This is a genomic window from Nocardioides sp. Z35_8 (assembly GCF_059621125.1).
Map to the genome: position 1 here is coordinate 811824 of NZ_JCAQIE010000001.1, position 12684 is coordinate 824507.

Annotated in this window: 16 protein-coding genes; 8 read left to right on the top strand and 8 right to left on the bottom strand. The window is 73.7% G+C overall.

Annotated features, from left to right (window positions below):
• Positions 1-19: 19 nt before the first annotated feature.
• Positions 20-1006: a protein kinase domain-containing protein gene (locus AC54T2_RS03925; protein WP_206054458.1), complete on the bottom strand. Its 987-nt coding sequence runs from the start codon at positions 1004-1006 to the stop codon at positions 20-22.
• 152 nt (positions 1007-1158) lie between these two features.
• Between AC54T2_RS03925 and AC54T2_RS03930 the strand changes: the two genes are divergently transcribed.
• The 5 genes from AC54T2_RS03930 (at position 1159) to AC54T2_RS03950 (ending at position 6319) form a co-directional block, all read left to right on the top strand.
• A complete protein-coding gene (locus AC54T2_RS03930) occupies positions 1159-1533 on the top strand; it encodes a metalloregulator ArsR/SmtB family transcription factor (RefSeq protein WP_489976366.1) in 375 nt (124 codons plus the stop codon).
• A 15-nt stretch (positions 1534-1548) separates the two neighbouring features.
• The gene (locus tag AC54T2_RS03935) at positions 1549-2037 is read left to right on the top strand and encodes an SRPBCC family protein (protein WP_186339611.1); all 489 of its coding nucleotides are present in this window, start codon (positions 1549-1551) and stop codon (positions 2035-2037) included.
• Between the two features lie 71 nt (positions 2038-2108).
• Entirely contained in the window at positions 2109-2672 is a 564-nt protein-coding gene (locus tag AC54T2_RS03940) for a dihydrofolate reductase family protein (protein WP_186339612.1), read from the top strand.
• Between the two features lie 40 nt (positions 2673-2712).
• On the top strand, positions 2713-4551 hold the full coding sequence (locus tag AC54T2_RS03945; RefSeq protein WP_186339613.1) for a Na+/H+ antiporter: 1839 nt from the start codon (positions 2713-2715) through the stop codon (positions 4549-4551).
• 106 nt (positions 4552-4657) lie between these two features.
• Positions 4658-6319: an NAD(P)/FAD-dependent oxidoreductase gene (locus AC54T2_RS03950; protein ID WP_496665574.1), complete on the top strand. Its 1662-nt coding sequence runs from the start codon at positions 4658-4660 to the stop codon at positions 6317-6319.
• A gap of 12 nt (positions 6320-6331) precedes the next feature.
• On the opposite strand, the gene AC54T2_RS03955 is transcribed toward AC54T2_RS03950, so the two are convergent.
• A complete protein-coding gene (locus AC54T2_RS03955; RefSeq protein ID WP_496665575.1) occupies positions 6332-6697 on the bottom strand; it encodes a DUF1304 domain-containing protein in 366 nt (121 codons plus the stop codon).
• Positions 6698-6802: 105 nt separating this feature from the next.
• Between AC54T2_RS03955 and AC54T2_RS03960 the strand changes: the two genes are divergently transcribed.
• On the top strand, positions 6803-7018 hold the full coding sequence (locus AC54T2_RS03960) for a hypothetical protein (RefSeq protein WP_186339616.1): 216 nt from the start codon (positions 6803-6805) through the stop codon (positions 7016-7018).
• Here the strand turns inward: AC54T2_RS03960 and AC54T2_RS03965 are convergent, their stop codons facing one another.
• The 5 genes from AC54T2_RS03965 to AC54T2_RS03985 form a co-directional block, all read right to left on the bottom strand.
• Positions 7019-8080, bottom strand: a complete 1062-nt coding sequence (locus tag AC54T2_RS03965; protein ID WP_489976369.1) for a WD40 repeat domain-containing protein — start codon at positions 8078-8080, stop codon at positions 7019-7021.
• Positions 8077-8616 (bottom strand): DUF4919 domain-containing protein, encoded by a 540-nt coding sequence (locus AC54T2_RS03970; protein ID WP_496665576.1) that lies wholly within the window; start codon positions 8614-8616, stop codon positions 8077-8079. Before AC54T2_RS03970 ends, AC54T2_RS03965 begins: the two co-directional genes overlap by 4 nt.
• A complete protein-coding gene (locus AC54T2_RS03975) occupies positions 8613-9671 on the bottom strand; it encodes a hypothetical protein (RefSeq protein WP_489976370.1) in 1059 nt (352 codons plus the stop codon). The genes AC54T2_RS03970 and AC54T2_RS03975 overlap by 4 nt, the downstream gene beginning before the upstream one ends.
• Positions 9671-9982 (bottom strand): hypothetical protein, encoded by a 312-nt coding sequence (locus AC54T2_RS03980; protein WP_186339620.1) that lies wholly within the window; start codon positions 9980-9982, stop codon positions 9671-9673. Before AC54T2_RS03980 ends, AC54T2_RS03975 begins: the two co-directional genes overlap by 1 nt.
• Before the next feature lie 61 nt (positions 9983-10043).
• Positions 10044-10640, bottom strand: a complete 597-nt coding sequence (locus AC54T2_RS03985; protein ID WP_496665577.1) for a mycothiol transferase — start codon at positions 10638-10640, stop codon at positions 10044-10046.
• Between the two features lie 94 nt (positions 10641-10734).
• Between AC54T2_RS03985 and AC54T2_RS03990 the strand changes: the two genes are divergently transcribed.
• Positions 10735-11847: an oxidoreductase gene (locus tag AC54T2_RS03990; protein ID WP_496665578.1), complete on the top strand. Its 1113-nt coding sequence runs from the start codon at positions 10735-10737 to the stop codon at positions 11845-11847.
• A gap of 31 nt (positions 11848-11878) precedes the next feature.
• Positions 11879-12196 (top strand): hypothetical protein, encoded by a 318-nt coding sequence (locus AC54T2_RS03995; protein ID WP_186339623.1) that lies wholly within the window; start codon positions 11879-11881, stop codon positions 12194-12196.
• 116 nt (positions 12197-12312) lie between these two features.
• Here AC54T2_RS03995 and AC54T2_RS04000 read toward each other — a convergent pair whose 3' ends face one another.
• A complete protein-coding gene (locus AC54T2_RS04000) occupies positions 12313-12549 on the bottom strand; it encodes a hypothetical protein (RefSeq protein WP_496665579.1) in 237 nt (78 codons plus the stop codon).
• Between the last annotated feature and the right edge of the window lie 135 nt (positions 12550-12684).

The window sequence follows — 12684 nt, forward strand, 5'->3', positions numbered from 1 at the left end:
GGGGTCGGCCCGGCGGGACTCAGCGCAGCAGCTCCTCGGGCCCGGCCGCCACCGTCGGGACGTCGGCGGGCGCCCGGCCGGCGGGCTGCACCGCCTCGAGCGGGGTCGCCGGGGTGAGCGGCGTGACCGGCAGCACGACGTAGCCGCTGTGCACGCCCGAGGCGAGGTCGACGCCGACCTCGACGAGCTCCGCCGGGGCCATCCCCAGCGCCACCGCCACCGCGACCGCGCTGTCGGGTCGGTCCGCCGGGTCCTTCTGGAGCAGCGACGCGACGACGGCGCGCAGGTCCTCCGGCACGTCCTCGCCCAGCGGCGGGGGCGGCTCGTTGACGTGGCACAGCGCCGTCGCGATCGGGGTGCCGCGGTCGAAGGGACGCTTGCCGGTGAGCATCTCGTGGCCCACCACGCCGAGGGCGTAGAGGTCGCTGGCGCCCGTGGCCTGCTCCCCGACCGCCTGCTCGGGGCTGATGTAGTTGGGCGTGCCGAGCATCTCGCCCACCCGCGTGTGGCCGATGGCGTCGATCGCGCGGGCGATGCCGAAGTCGGTCAGCTTCACCAGGCCGTCCTCGCGGACCAGGATGTTGGCCGGCTTGACGTCGCGGTGGACCACGCCGGCCTCGTGGGCGGTGCCGAGCGCGAGGGCGGCCTGGCCGAGGATCGAGCGCACCGCCTCGGGCTGCATCGCCCCGTGCTCGCGGATGACCGCCGAGAGCGGCAGTCCCGGCACGAGCTCCATCACGAGGTAGGTCAGGTGGTCGTCGTGGCCGTAGTCGAAGACGGTGGTGATGTTGGGGTGCAGGAGAGCCGCGGAGTGGAGCGCCTCGTCGCGGAAGCGCTCGGCGAAGATCTCCTCGTTGTCGGGATCGGCCCGCATCACCTTGACGGCGACCTCACGCTGCAGGACGTCGTCGAGGCCGCGCCAGACGTCCGCCATCCCGCCGGAGGCGATGCGCTCCTGCAGGACGTAGCGGTCACCGAGGCGGAGTCCTTCCACGAGCCTGTGCACGGGCGTGTCCCACTTCCCTCGGAGGAGGCGCGTGAGGGCGCCCAGGCTTCAGATGCTACTCCGCTGGGTACCCCGTTCCCGCGCCGACGACCGCGCTCCCACCCCCACGGGTGCCTTGACAACATACAACCGACCGGTTGTATGTTGTGGGCATGGACAGCGACGAGGACCGCGCGGACGCCTGGTTCCACGCGCTCTCCGACCGCACCCGGCGCGACATCCTGCGGCGCGTGCTGGCCGGCGAGCACTCCGTCTCCGCCCTGGCCCGCAGCTACGACATGAGCTTCGCCGCCGTGCAGAAGCACGTCGCCGTCCTCGAGCGTGCCGGACTGCTGACCAAGCGCCGTCGGGGCCGCGAGGCCCTGGCCAGCGGCGACGTCGAGGCCGTGCGGTCGGTGGGCGCGATGCTCACCGAGCTCGAGGGCCTCTGGCGCGGCCGCATCGCCCGCATGGACGAGCTCCTCGCCGAGCCCGCCCCCGCACCACCAACCCGTCCCAGCCGGACCACCAGCACGGGGACCACCTGAAGAACGGACCAGACCATGCCCGTCACCGACGTCACCCATGACCTCGACGCCCTCACGCTCACCATCACCGCCGACTTCGCCGCCCCTCCCGAGCGCGTGTGGCAGGTCTACGCCGACCCGCGCCAGCTCGAGCGCGTGTGGGGACCTCCCGGCTACCCCGCCACGTTCGTCGACCACGACCTGGTCCCGGGCGGGCGGATGACCTACTACATGACCAGCCCCGGCGGCGACCGGTTCTACGCCTACTGGGACGTCGCGACCGTCGAGCGGCCCCACCGGTTCACGTTCACCGACGGCTTCGCCGTCGACGAGACGTTCGCCGCCAACCCCGACCTGCCCGAGTCCCAGCAGGTCTACGACTTCAGCGAGACCGCGGACGGCACGCGGGCGACGTTCGTCTCGACCTACGCCGACGCCGCCTCCCTCCAGAAGGTGCTCGCCATGGGCGTCGTCGAGGGCTCCACGCAGGCGATCAACCAGATCGACGGCCTGCTCGCCCCCTGACGCCGCTCCGCCCAGCCGGCCCCGCCAGCCCCGCCAGCCCAGCCGGCCCCAGAGCACAGGAGGCTCCACCCATGCGCACGATCGTCATCACCACGTTCCTCTCCCTCGACGGCGTCATGGAGGCGCCCGGCGGCGGCGACCACCCCCACGCCGGCTGGACCTTCAAGGACGTCGAGCCCGACATGGCCGCCTACGACATCAAGGGCCGCGAGACCGAGGAGGCCAGCGCCCTGCTCCTGGGCCGGCGCTCCTACGACGAGTTCGCTCCCGTGTGGCCCTCGATGAAGGAGTTCACCACCTACAACGCGATGCCGAAGTACGTCGTCTCCACCACGCTCGAGGGCGACACGGTCCCGTGGGGCGAGGGCACCGTCTCCGTGCTCCGCTCCCTCGACGACGTCGCGGCGCTGAAGGAGACCGAGGGCGGGGAGATCCACGTCCACGGCAGCGCCCAGCTCGCCCAGGGCCTGGCGAAGGCCGGGCTGGTCGACCGCTACACCCTCCTCGTCTACCCGCTCCTGCTCGGCAGCGGCAAGCGGCTCTTCGGCGAGAGCGACAAGACCAGGCTCGAGCTCGTCGAGCACGCCGCCTACGACAACGGCATCCTGCTGCAGCGCTACGACGTCGTGCACTGATCCTCTGGCGCGACATCCGGTTCTGCCGGACCCTGTGTCGGTGGAGCTCGCCCTGCTGCTCGTCTCGATGGCGGCCGTCGTCCTCGCGGTGACCGCCGTCAGCGAGCGGCTGCACGTGCCGGCGCCGCTCCTGCTCGTCGTCGTCGGCGCGGCCGCGGCCTACGTGCCGGGCGTGCCCACGATCCACCTCGAGTCCGAGGTGGTCCTGCTGGGACTGCTGCCGCCGCTGCTCTACGCCGCCGCGATCCAGACCTCGCTGGTCGACTTCAACGCCAACAGAGGCGCCATCCTGCGGCTGTCGGTGCTGCTCGTGGTGGTCACGGCGCTGGCGGTCGCCGTCGTCGTGGACCGACTGGTGCCCGGCCTGGGCTGGGCGGCTGCCATCGCGATCGGCGCCGTCGTCGCGCCGCCCGACGCCGTCGCGGCCACCGCCGTCGCCCGACGCATCGGGCTCCCCCGCCGCGTGGTCACGATCCTCGAGGGCGAGTCCCTCTTCAACGACGCGACCGCCCTCGTGGTCCTCCGCACGGCCGTCGCCGCGCTGTCCGCCGGCGTGACGGTCGCCGCGGTGGCCGGTGACTTCGCGCTGGCGGCCGGCGGGGGCGTGCTCATCGGGGCCGCGGCCTTCCTGCTCGTCGCCCCCCTGCGCACGCGCCTGCGCGACCCGCTGATGGACACGGCCGTCTCGTTCCTGACCCCCTTCGCGGCGTTCGTGGCTGCGGAGGAGATCCACGCGTCCGGCGTCATCGCGGTCGTCGTCGCCGGGCTGCTGCTGGGCCACAAGGCGCCGCTCATCCAGACCGCCCAGTCCCGGATCACCGAGCGGATCACCTGGCGCACCGTCGCGTTCGTGCTGGAGAACACCGTCTTCCTCCTCATCGGCCTCCAGCTCGACTGGATCCTCGAGGGCGCCCGCGCCTCCAGCCTGCCCGGGTCCCGCATCGCGCTCGTGTGCGGCGCGACCCTCCTGACCGTCGTGGTCGTCCGGCTCGTCTACATGCAGGCCACCGGCTTCCTCCGGCGCCGCGACCCCATCCCCGCCTCGTGGAGCTTCCTCATCGGCTGGGCCGGCATGCGGGGCGTGGTCACCCTCGCCGCCGCGTTCGTCATCCCCGAGGACGCACCCCACCGTGAGGTGCTGCTCCTCATCGCCTTCACCGTCGTGGCCGGCACCCTGCTCGTGCAGGGGCTCACGCTGCCGCTGGTGACCCGGCTGCTCGACGTCCCCGCGCCCGACCCCGCCGAGGACGCCCTCGCCCGGGCCTCGCTGCTCCAGCAGGCCGCCGACGCGGGCTTCGCCCGGCTCGACGAGCTGGAGTACGACGACCACCACGGCGTCGCCGCCCAGGTCCGCGCGCGCGTCGACCAGCGGACCTTCGCGGCGTGGGAGCAACTGGCCACCGCGTCCGGGGAGGAGACGCCGTCGGAGCTCTACGCCCGCATCCGCGGCGAGATGATCGAGGCGGAGCGGGCCAAGGTGCTGCGCGTGCGGAGCAGGGGCCACGTGCCGTCGGAGGTCGTGAGCCAGGTGCTCGGCATGCTCGACATCGAGGAGTCGATGCTCGACGCCGCCACCTCGGCGCGCGCCGACGTACGCCGCAGCAGCCTGGCCCCCACCGGCGGCCGCTCCTGCCGCGATCTCGCGGAGCACCCGGTCACGCGGACCGCGAGCGACCCGGCCTGCGCGGAGTGCCTCGTCGAGGGCACCCGGTGGGTGTCGCTGCGCCAGTGCCTGAGCTGCGGGCACGTGGGCTGCTGCGACTCCTCGGTCGGCAGGCACGCCACGGGCCACTTCCACGAGAGCCTGCACCCGGTCGTGCAGTCGGCCGAGCCCGACGAGTCGTGGCGCTGGTGCTACGTGCACGACATCACCGGCTGACTGACCCCTCGTCCTGGGTAGTGAGGGACGGACTGGTCGCTCCGGGGCCCGAAAACCGACCAAACCGTCCCTCACTACCCAGTCCGGGCGCGACTACGCTCGGCGGATGGGAGCGCCCGCGATCGTCATCGCCTCCACCCACCACGCCGCCGAGCTGGGTGAGGCGTTCGCCCGCTACGAGCGGGAGTACGACGTCCGCCACGTCAGCGACGAGGTGATGGCCAAGGCCACAGCCAAGGAGCTGGTCCACTCCGGACACCAGGTCGCCCTCTTCGTCGTCGACAGCGACCACGACCGCGACAAGCTGGTCGGACTGATCAACGGCACCCGCCAGGCGGTGCCCACCTCGCGCCGGCTGATCGTCACCCACGTCAGCCGCTTCCGCGAGGACAACCAGACCTTCCGCCACGCCGTCGCGGCCGGCAAGGTCGACGCGCTGCTGCTGATGCCGCAGGGCCCCCGCGACGAGGAGTTCCACCTCGCCGTCGGCGAGCTGCTCAACGAGTGGAACGCGACGGTGGCGACACCGGTCGTCGAGAGCGTGCGCATCATCACCCCGGAGAAGGACGCCCTCGCCCGCGACCTCCTCGACTACCTCGCCCGGGTCGGCATGCCGGCCGGGGTGCACCACCCCGACAGCGAGGTCGGGCGCCGGGTGATGGCGACCTGCCCGGACGAGGTCGGCCACTGGCCGGTCGTGTCCTCGCTGGCCGGCTGGTCGGGGCACTGCCCCGACGTCCGCTCGCTCGCCATCCGGCTCTACGGCCGCCCCGACGAGATCGACGTCGACCAGGTGGTCGACCTCGTGGTCGTCGGCGCCGGGCCGGCCGGTCTCGCCGCGAGCGTCTACGCCTCCAGCGAGGGACTGTCCACCGTCTGCCTGGAGGCCGAGGCCATCGGCGGGCAGGCCGGCACCAGCTCGATGATCCGCAACTACCTCGGCTTCCCGCGCGGCATCTCCGGCATGCGCCTGGCCCAGCGCGCCCGCGGCCAGGCGCTGCGCTTCGGCACCCGGTTCTTCACCGGCTGGCCTGCGACGGGCATCTCCCCGTGCGCCGACGGCGACCACCACGTCGTCCACACCGACGGCGGCGACGTGCACGCCCGCACGGTGCTCGTCTCGACCGGCGTCGACTACCGCCGCCTCGGCGTGGAGTCGCTGGAGGACCTCGTCGGGCGTGGGGTCTACTACGGCGCGGCGATGGCAGCGGCCCGCGAGCTGGCCGGCGACCACGTGGTGGTCGTGGGCGGCGGCAACTCCGCCGGCCAGGCGGCGGTTCACGCCGCCCGGTTCGCCTCCGCGGTGACGCTCGTCGTGCGGCGCCCCGACCTCCGGGCGACCATGTCGTCCTACCTGATCGACGAGATCGAGTGGAACCCCCGCGTCACCGTGCGCACGTGCACCCGCGTCGTCGACGGAGGCCCCGACGACGTCGGGCAGCTGGCCTGGCTCGACGTGGAGGACGTCGACAGCGGCGCGCGGGAGCGGGTCGAGGCGCGCGGGCTGTTCCTCCTGCTGGGCGCGTCACCGGAGTGCGGCTGGCTGCCCCCGACCGTGCTGCGCGACGACCGCGGGTTCGTCCTCACCGGTCGCGACGTCGGGTCGGAGCACTGGGTCGACGGCGTTCCTCCCGCCGAGCTGGCCACCACGCTGCCGGGCGTCTTCGCCGGCGGTGACATCCGTGCGGGCTCGATGAAGCGGGTGGCGTCGGCGACCGGCGAGGGGGCCTCGGTGGTGGCCTCGGTCCATGCCTGGCTCGGCCGATAGCCGCTCAGAGCGTCAGCAGCAGGAAGACCACCGCCAGCGCGGGAAGCGTGCCCTGGATGAGTGCGGCGCGGGCCTTGGTGCGGTCGTGGGTGACCAGCACGAGCGCCGCCGCCAGCATCGAGCCGGTGCCGGCGAGCGCGAGGGCGCGGCGACGTCCTCGTTGCTGCCGAGCAGGACGACACCCACGCCTGTCGTGATCGCCAGGAAGAGGTTGTAGAAGCCCTGGTTGTACGCCATCGGCGCCAGCAGCGGCGCATCGGCCTCCGCCACCCCGAACGCGCGACGCGTCGCCGGCTCGGTCCACCGGAACGACTCCAGCACCCAGATGTAGACGTGCAGGAGTGCGGCGGCGGCGAGCACGGCGGCGAGGACCGTCATCGACCCACCCTGGGCTCGCCTACCCCTGAGTGGGTGGCACGCGGGCACCGAGACGGCCCAGACTCCCTCCCGGCAACCCCGCCCCCGATCCTCGAGGAGGACCACATGGGACGACTGATCGGCATTCTGCTGGTGATCTGGCTGGTGATCGGCGCGTTCGCGGCGTTCCAGCGCGGCTACTTCGACGACACGAAGACCAACTGCTCCGAGGCCAGCGACATCGCGCTCAACATCGTCGCCGGGCCGCTCAACTACACCGGCCTCAACCCCAAGGTCGACTGCGTCGACGTCGACATCGACACCCCCGAGCCGAGCAAGTAGTCAGGCCCCCGGCTTCTCGAACGTGGTCGCCGGGTCGCCCGACACCCGCCAGGCGAGGATGCCGTCGCGCGGGCTGATCGCGTAGATGCGCGAGCCGTCGGGCGACACCAGCACCGCGCGCGGGGTGTCGTCGGCGCCGACGAGCGCCCGCACGGCGTCGTCGCGCCAGTCCCAGAGCTGCACCTCCGGATCGTCCTTGACGCTCGCCACGACGGTGTCGGCGCCGAGCCACGCCAGGTGGTCGCCGGCGGCGGGGAGCGCGGCCTCCTCCTGGCGCGTGGCGCTGTCCCAGACGGTGACGGCGGCGCCGTCGTCGAGGGCGAAGGACGAGGTCGCGAGGGTGGTGCCGTCCGGGGCCCAGGCCACGTGCCCCTGGGGCGGCGCGTCCAGCTCGCCCACCTGCTCGCCGGTCACGGTGTCGTGGAGGCTCGCCGGAGCGTCGGACGCGGCCACGGCCAGCGTCGGCGAGCGCGGGGACCACGCGACCGCCACGGCGTCGCCCCCGGCGTCGATCCCGGGCTCGACCGCGGCCACCTCCGCCGGGTCGGCGACCGACCAGAGGCGTACGACGCCGTCGGCTCCCGCCCCGGCGAGGGTGTCGCCGTCCGGTGAGAACTCGAGGTCGCGCAGACCGCCGCCCGCGGCGTCCTGGACGACGGCGGCGTCGTAGGCCTCGACCGAGCCGACCTCCTCGCCGGTCGTGTCGTCGAGGAGGACCACCGACACGGTCCCGCCGTCGATCCGGTCGGTCGCGACGAGCCCGGCGGTGCTCCACGCGACCACGCCGCCCCCGTCCCACCGCCCGTCGAGGGTCCCCTCGCCGGTGGACCACACGCACAGCTCGCCGTCGCACGGCACCGCGAGTCGCGCACCGTCGGGGCTCAGCGCCGCGGAGTCGCCGGTGAACGCCACGCCGGGCACCTGCGCCACGTCACCCGACCCGGCGTCGCCACCGTCACCGCCCCCGCTGCGGTCCGCCTCGGGCCCGTCGCCGGAGGAGCAGCCGGCGAGCGCCAGGGCCGCCACGGTCAGCACCGCCGCTACGGGGAGGCCCGACCTCATGCACGCACCAGGCCGCTGACGTCGAACCACGCCTCGCTGCCGTCGTCACACTCATGCCGGTCGAGCGAGCGGCCGTGGACGGTCAGGAGGCTCTGCTGCCGCGAGGTCCGCCGGTCGGCACGCAGCACGTCGTACTCGTCACTGACCCGCAGCACGCTCCACGGGCGCTCGCGGGTGCCGTCGCCGGTGCTCCGGATCGACTCGAGCGCCAGCGCCTGGAGGGTGCGCTCGGCGCGCACCCGGGCGTCGTCGCCGAGTCCGGCGTGTGCGGCGGCGAGCGCCGCGTGCGCCGACGGCGAGAAGAACGCGCCCGGCATCGCGGCGTGCACGAGCGAGGCCGCCTCGGCATGGTCACCGCGAGCGAGGGCCGGGCCCGCGAGGGCGACCACGTCGAGGCCCGGATCGAACCCGGTCGAACCGCGTACGGCCTCGCGCAGCGCCGCGAGGTCGGCGGCCGACCGGGTGCGGGCCCACACCAGCGCGAGGTCGGACAGTGCCGGCCCGTCGGGCGGGGGGTGCGCGGTGTGCGCGCTCATCGTGCGTCCTTCCTGATCCGGTCGAGGTCGTCCTCGTCGAGGTCGTCGAGGTAGTCGCCGCCGGTCTCACGGGCGTCCCTCTCGACGGGCTGGTCACGATAGGCCTCGAAGCCGTCGACCTTCGATGTCTTGTAGTCGTCGAAGTTGTCGCGCCACTGCTCGACCTCCTCCTGGCTGACGCCGGGGGGTCCGTCGTAGTCCTCCCACCACCACCAGGGCAGGTCGTCGACCGCCTTGTGCTGCTCGGCGTGGCGGACCTCGTGGGCGACCGTGCCGAGGATGGTGGGGTCGTCGAGGTTGCCCTCGTCGATGCGCAGCACCCGGTCGCTCTCGCTCCAGCTGCCGCGGGAGTCGGTGGAGGGGTCGTCGTCCTTGCCGTCGCCGTTCCGGTCCTCGAGGTCCTCGATGCGCACCTCGAAGTCGTCCACGCCGGCGTCGCGGGCCTGCTGCTCGGCGATGTGCGTCAGCACCCGACGGCGCTCGGCGTCGGACATCGAGGCCCAGTCGCGCGCGACCTCGGGGTCGGCGACGTACTCCGGGCCGTCGTCGCTGAAGGACCCCTGCGGACGGGCGGCCACGAGCGCCGAGTCGACGGCGTAGGCCTGGTCGAGGGCGTCGCCCACCCGCGCCGCCAGGGCGGACACCGCGCTCTGGCGGATCGCAAGGTGCTCGCGCGCCTCGAACTGGTTGTCGAAGGTGCGCCGCGGCCCGACGTCGCTGACGGTGCCGGCGGCGTCGACGGCCAGGTCCTGCGCCGCCGCGTCGCTGAGGATGTCCTGCACGGCCTGCTCGATCCGGGTGACCTGGCCGATCTGGGCGTAGACCTCGCGCTCGAAGCGGGCCAGGCCGTCGATGTGCCTCGTCATCTGGGCCACGAGCCCCACCTGCCGGGTCAGGGCGGACAACCGCGCGAGGCCCGTCCAGCCGGCGGGGACCGCGTCGGACTCCACGGCGTCGCGGGCCTTCTCCAGGGACAGGATGTCGACGCGGAGCGCGTCGCTCGCCGCCCTCACGCCCGCGGCGCGCCAGGACCTCAGGTCGCCGAAGGTGATCATCACCTGCCTCCCACGAAGCTGCGCAGCCACTCCTGGAACGCCTGGGCCTTCGCGTCGGCGGCCTCCGCGTCGGTGGCTGCCGCCTCGAGTCCGTCGGCGAAGTCGTCGACCGACGACGCCCATCCGTCGATGCCCTCGTCCCACGCGGTGGCGAACTTCGGCATCACGCTCGCGGTGCTGCTGCCGGGGAGCGCACCCCCGAGCGTTGCGACGGCGTCCGAGGCGTCCGCCGCCCGGGCGTCCTTGGCCGCGGAGCGGAGGTCGCTCGCGGTGCTCCGGAGCTCGGCGGGCTCCACCTGGTAGGTCGACATGGAGAGTGGATGCCCCGCCGCGCCGCGCGCCAAACCGCGGCGACCAGCGCCTGTGGACGACTCAGGAGACCCAGGGAGGCGTCCAGCCGTCGGGCGGGTCCTCGCCGACGCGCCGGTCGACGGCCTCGCGCAGCAGGTCGGCGTGGCCGGTGTGCCGGGCGTACTCCTCCAGCAGGTCGAGGAGCAGGCGGCGCAGGCGCGGGTGGTGGCCGTCGCCGTCGCCGTCGTCGACGTGGGCGAGGAGGTCCAGGCCGCCCTCGGCCAGGGCCGCCTCGATCCGGGCGGTGTTGCGCACGACCGCGTCGTCGTAGGCGGCGTACGTCTCGGCGGCGCCCAGCCGGTCGGTGGTGAACTCCCAGTCGTCGGTGCCGTCGTGGCCGAGCGAGCGCCACGGCTCGTCGAGCACCTCGCCGCGGAGCTTGGTCGTCAGGTAGTAGTCCTCGACCATCGCCAGGTGGAGCAGCAGGCCGCCGAGGGAGAGCGCGGACGACGGCAGTCGATGCCGCAGGCCCGCCTCGTCGAGACCGTCGGCCTTCCACCGCAGCGTCGCGCGCTGACGGGCGAGCGCGCCGACCACGTGCTCGGCCTCGGTGCCGTCGATCGGCGGCTCCCACGGCGGCGGGACCCAGGTGTCGTGCTCGTCGTCCTCGGTGCTCATGCCGGGACCGTAGACCCGGCTGCGGACGTTCCGCGACCGGTTCACCGGGCACGGGGTGTGGACACCGATGCGCGCCTCGCGCCATGGTGTGCGGATGCGACGACTCGGCGTCACCCTCACCTCAGCCCTCACCCCAGCGCTGGCCCTCGCGCTCGCCCTCCCGGCGACCGCGGCGCCGCCCGGCGCTTCCCCCGGCGCTTCCCCCGACGCCAGGCCCGGTGGGCCCGACCCGTTCCGCGACGGGTGGTCCGAGACCGTGGTCGACGCCGACCAGAACCTCCGCGGCCTGGCCGCCGTGAGCCGCAGCGAGGCGTGGGTGACGGGCGAGAGCCTGACCGACGGTGGGCCCGCCCGGGTCTTCCGCACCACCGACCGCGGCCGGACGTGGGCCGACGTGAGCCCCGAGCTCACCGAGGACCTGTCGTTCCGCGACGTCGAGGTCCACGGTCGCGTGGCCCACGTCCTGGCGATCGGTCCCGGCGAGGCCTCGCGGATCTACCGCTCCACCGACGGCGGTGCCAGCTGGACCGAGGCGTTCCGCAACACCGACGAGGATGCGTTCTACGACTGCATGGCCTTCTACGGCGGGGGCAAGCGCGGCCTGGCCGTCAGCGACCCCGTCGACGGCAAGCTCCGCATCCTGTCCACGGCGGACCGCGGCCGGAGCTGGTCGGTGCTGCCCAGCAGGGGCATGCCGGCCTCGGACGGCGAGTTCGGCTTCGCCGCCAGCGGCGACTGCCTGGTCACCGCCGGCCGGTCGGCGTTCCTGATCACCGGCGGCAAGCGCTCGCGCGTGCTGCGCTCCGACGACCGTGGACTGACCTGGACCGCCACCCCCTCGGGCATCCCGGCCGGTGAGGCCGCCGGCGGGTTCGCCGGCGACTTCGCCTCGCCCCGCCACGGCATCGCGGTCGGTGGCGACTTCGCCGACGCCGACGACACCGAGGACACGACGGCCTTCACCCGCGACGGTCGCACGTGGACCGTCGGCGCCGACCTGAGGCACGTCGGCGAGGACGTGTCCTTCCTGCGCGGCACCCGCTACGCCGTCGCCACCGGCGACTACGGCGGCTCGGCCGGATCGAGCATCACCTCCGACGGCGGGGCCACGTGGAAGCGCGTCAGCACGCTGGGCTACCACGCCATCGAGTGCGTCGCGACGGTGTGCTGGGCGGCAGGGTCGAAGGGCCGCGTCGGCCGCGGCTGAGCCGCGTACGCCGTCTCGCTAGGGTCGAGGGATGGCCGACCTCTCCCGCGTCCCGACCGCCCCCCTGCTCGCCGCCGGCCTCGTCGGTGGTTTCACGCTCGCCCAGCGCACCGGCGTACGACCCCTCGGTGGGGCGGCGATGCTCGGCGCCAACGTGCTCGCCGCGCGCCAGTGGTACGCCGTCGGCGGCGCGCCGCTGGTGGCCGGGCTGAGCGCGGCCTACTGGACCGCCATGGGCGTCTCGCACCCGCTCGCGAAGAAGGTCGGCACCTGGCCGTCCGTCCTCGGCGTCACCGCCGCCGCCTCCGGCGCGGCGTGGCTGCTCGCCGACCGTCGCGCCCGCCCCTGACGGTAGCTCCCCCCGCCCGCCCGTGATGGTTCATCAAGGTATGTAGGGCAACCCGCACTTCCCACGGTCAGCTCGCCGTGGGAAGTGCGGGTCCAGCGACATACCTTGATGAACCGTCAGTCGTCGGGCAGTGCGGCGAAGGCGGCCTGCATCTCGCGATACCAGCCGAGCGACCGCTTGGGGTGACGCCAGCGGCCCTTCATCTCCTTGCGGGCCGGCAGGTGGGCCTCGTCGCCCTCCTTCTCGGCCTCCTTGAGGTGCGCGTCCTGCGCGACGATCACGTCGTCGTGGGTCTCGCCGCGGTGGGCGAGGTCGCACGGGCCGCCGAGCTGGCGGCAGGTCATGGTCTTCATGCCGTCCTCCTCCTTCGTGTTGGTGGTGACTCTGCCCGGTCGACGAGCGGGACGCCACGGACGTGACACGCGGCGTCGCGGGCGGGCCCTCGCGTGCCCTGCGCATGGCCGACCACGCCGGTAGAGTCGACGCCT

Excerpts from the sequence above, each read along its gene's own strand:
- AC54T2_RS03940 (WP_186339612.1), top strand. The coding sequence starts at position 2,109 with ATGCGCACGATCGTCATCACCACGTTCCTCTCCCTCGACGGCGTCATG.
- AC54T2_RS04000 (WP_496665579.1), bottom strand. The coding sequence starts at position 12,549 with ATGAAGACCATGACCTGCCGCCAGCTCGGCGGCCCGTGCGACCTCGCC.
- AC54T2_RS03935 (WP_186339611.1), top strand. The coding sequence starts at position 1,549 with ATGCCCGTCACCGACGTCACCCATGACCTCGACGCCCTCACGCTCACC.
- AC54T2_RS03960 (WP_186339616.1), top strand. The coding sequence starts at position 6,803 with ATGGGACGACTGATCGGCATTCTGCTGGTGATCTGGCTGGTGATCGGC.
- AC54T2_RS03990 (WP_496665578.1), top strand. The coding sequence starts at position 10,735 with ATGCGACGACTCGGCGTCACCCTCACCTCAGCCCTCACCCCAGCGCTG.
- AC54T2_RS03955 (WP_496665575.1), bottom strand. The coding sequence starts at position 6,697 with ATGACGGTCCTCGCCGCCGTGCTCGCCGCCGCCGCACTCCTGCACGTC.
- AC54T2_RS03975 (WP_489976370.1), bottom strand. The coding sequence starts at position 9,671 with ATGATCACCTTCGGCGACCTGAGGTCCTGGCGCGCCGCGGGCGTGAGG.
- AC54T2_RS03970 (WP_496665576.1), bottom strand. The coding sequence starts at position 8,616 with ATGAGCGCGCACACCGCGCACCCCCCGCCCGACGGGCCGGCACTGTCC.
- AC54T2_RS03965 (WP_489976369.1), bottom strand. The coding sequence starts at position 8,080 with ATGAGGTCGGGCCTCCCCGTAGCGGCGGTGCTGACCGTGGCGGCCCTG.
- AC54T2_RS03995 (WP_186339623.1), top strand. The coding sequence starts at position 11,879 with ATGGCCGACCTCTCCCGCGTCCCGACCGCCCCCCTGCTCGCCGCCGGC.
- AC54T2_RS03930 (WP_489976366.1), top strand. The coding sequence starts at position 1,159 with ATGGACAGCGACGAGGACCGCGCGGACGCCTGGTTCCACGCGCTCTCC.
- AC54T2_RS03985 (WP_496665577.1), bottom strand. The coding sequence starts at position 10,640 with ATGAGCACCGAGGACGACGAGCACGACACCTGGGTCCCGCCGCCGTGG.
- AC54T2_RS03950 (WP_496665574.1), top strand. The coding sequence starts at position 4,658 with ATGGGAGCGCCCGCGATCGTCATCGCCTCCACCCACCACGCCGCCGAG.
- AC54T2_RS03980 (WP_186339620.1), bottom strand. The coding sequence starts at position 9,982 with ATGTCGACCTACCAGGTGGAGCCCGCCGAGCTCCGGAGCACCGCGAGC.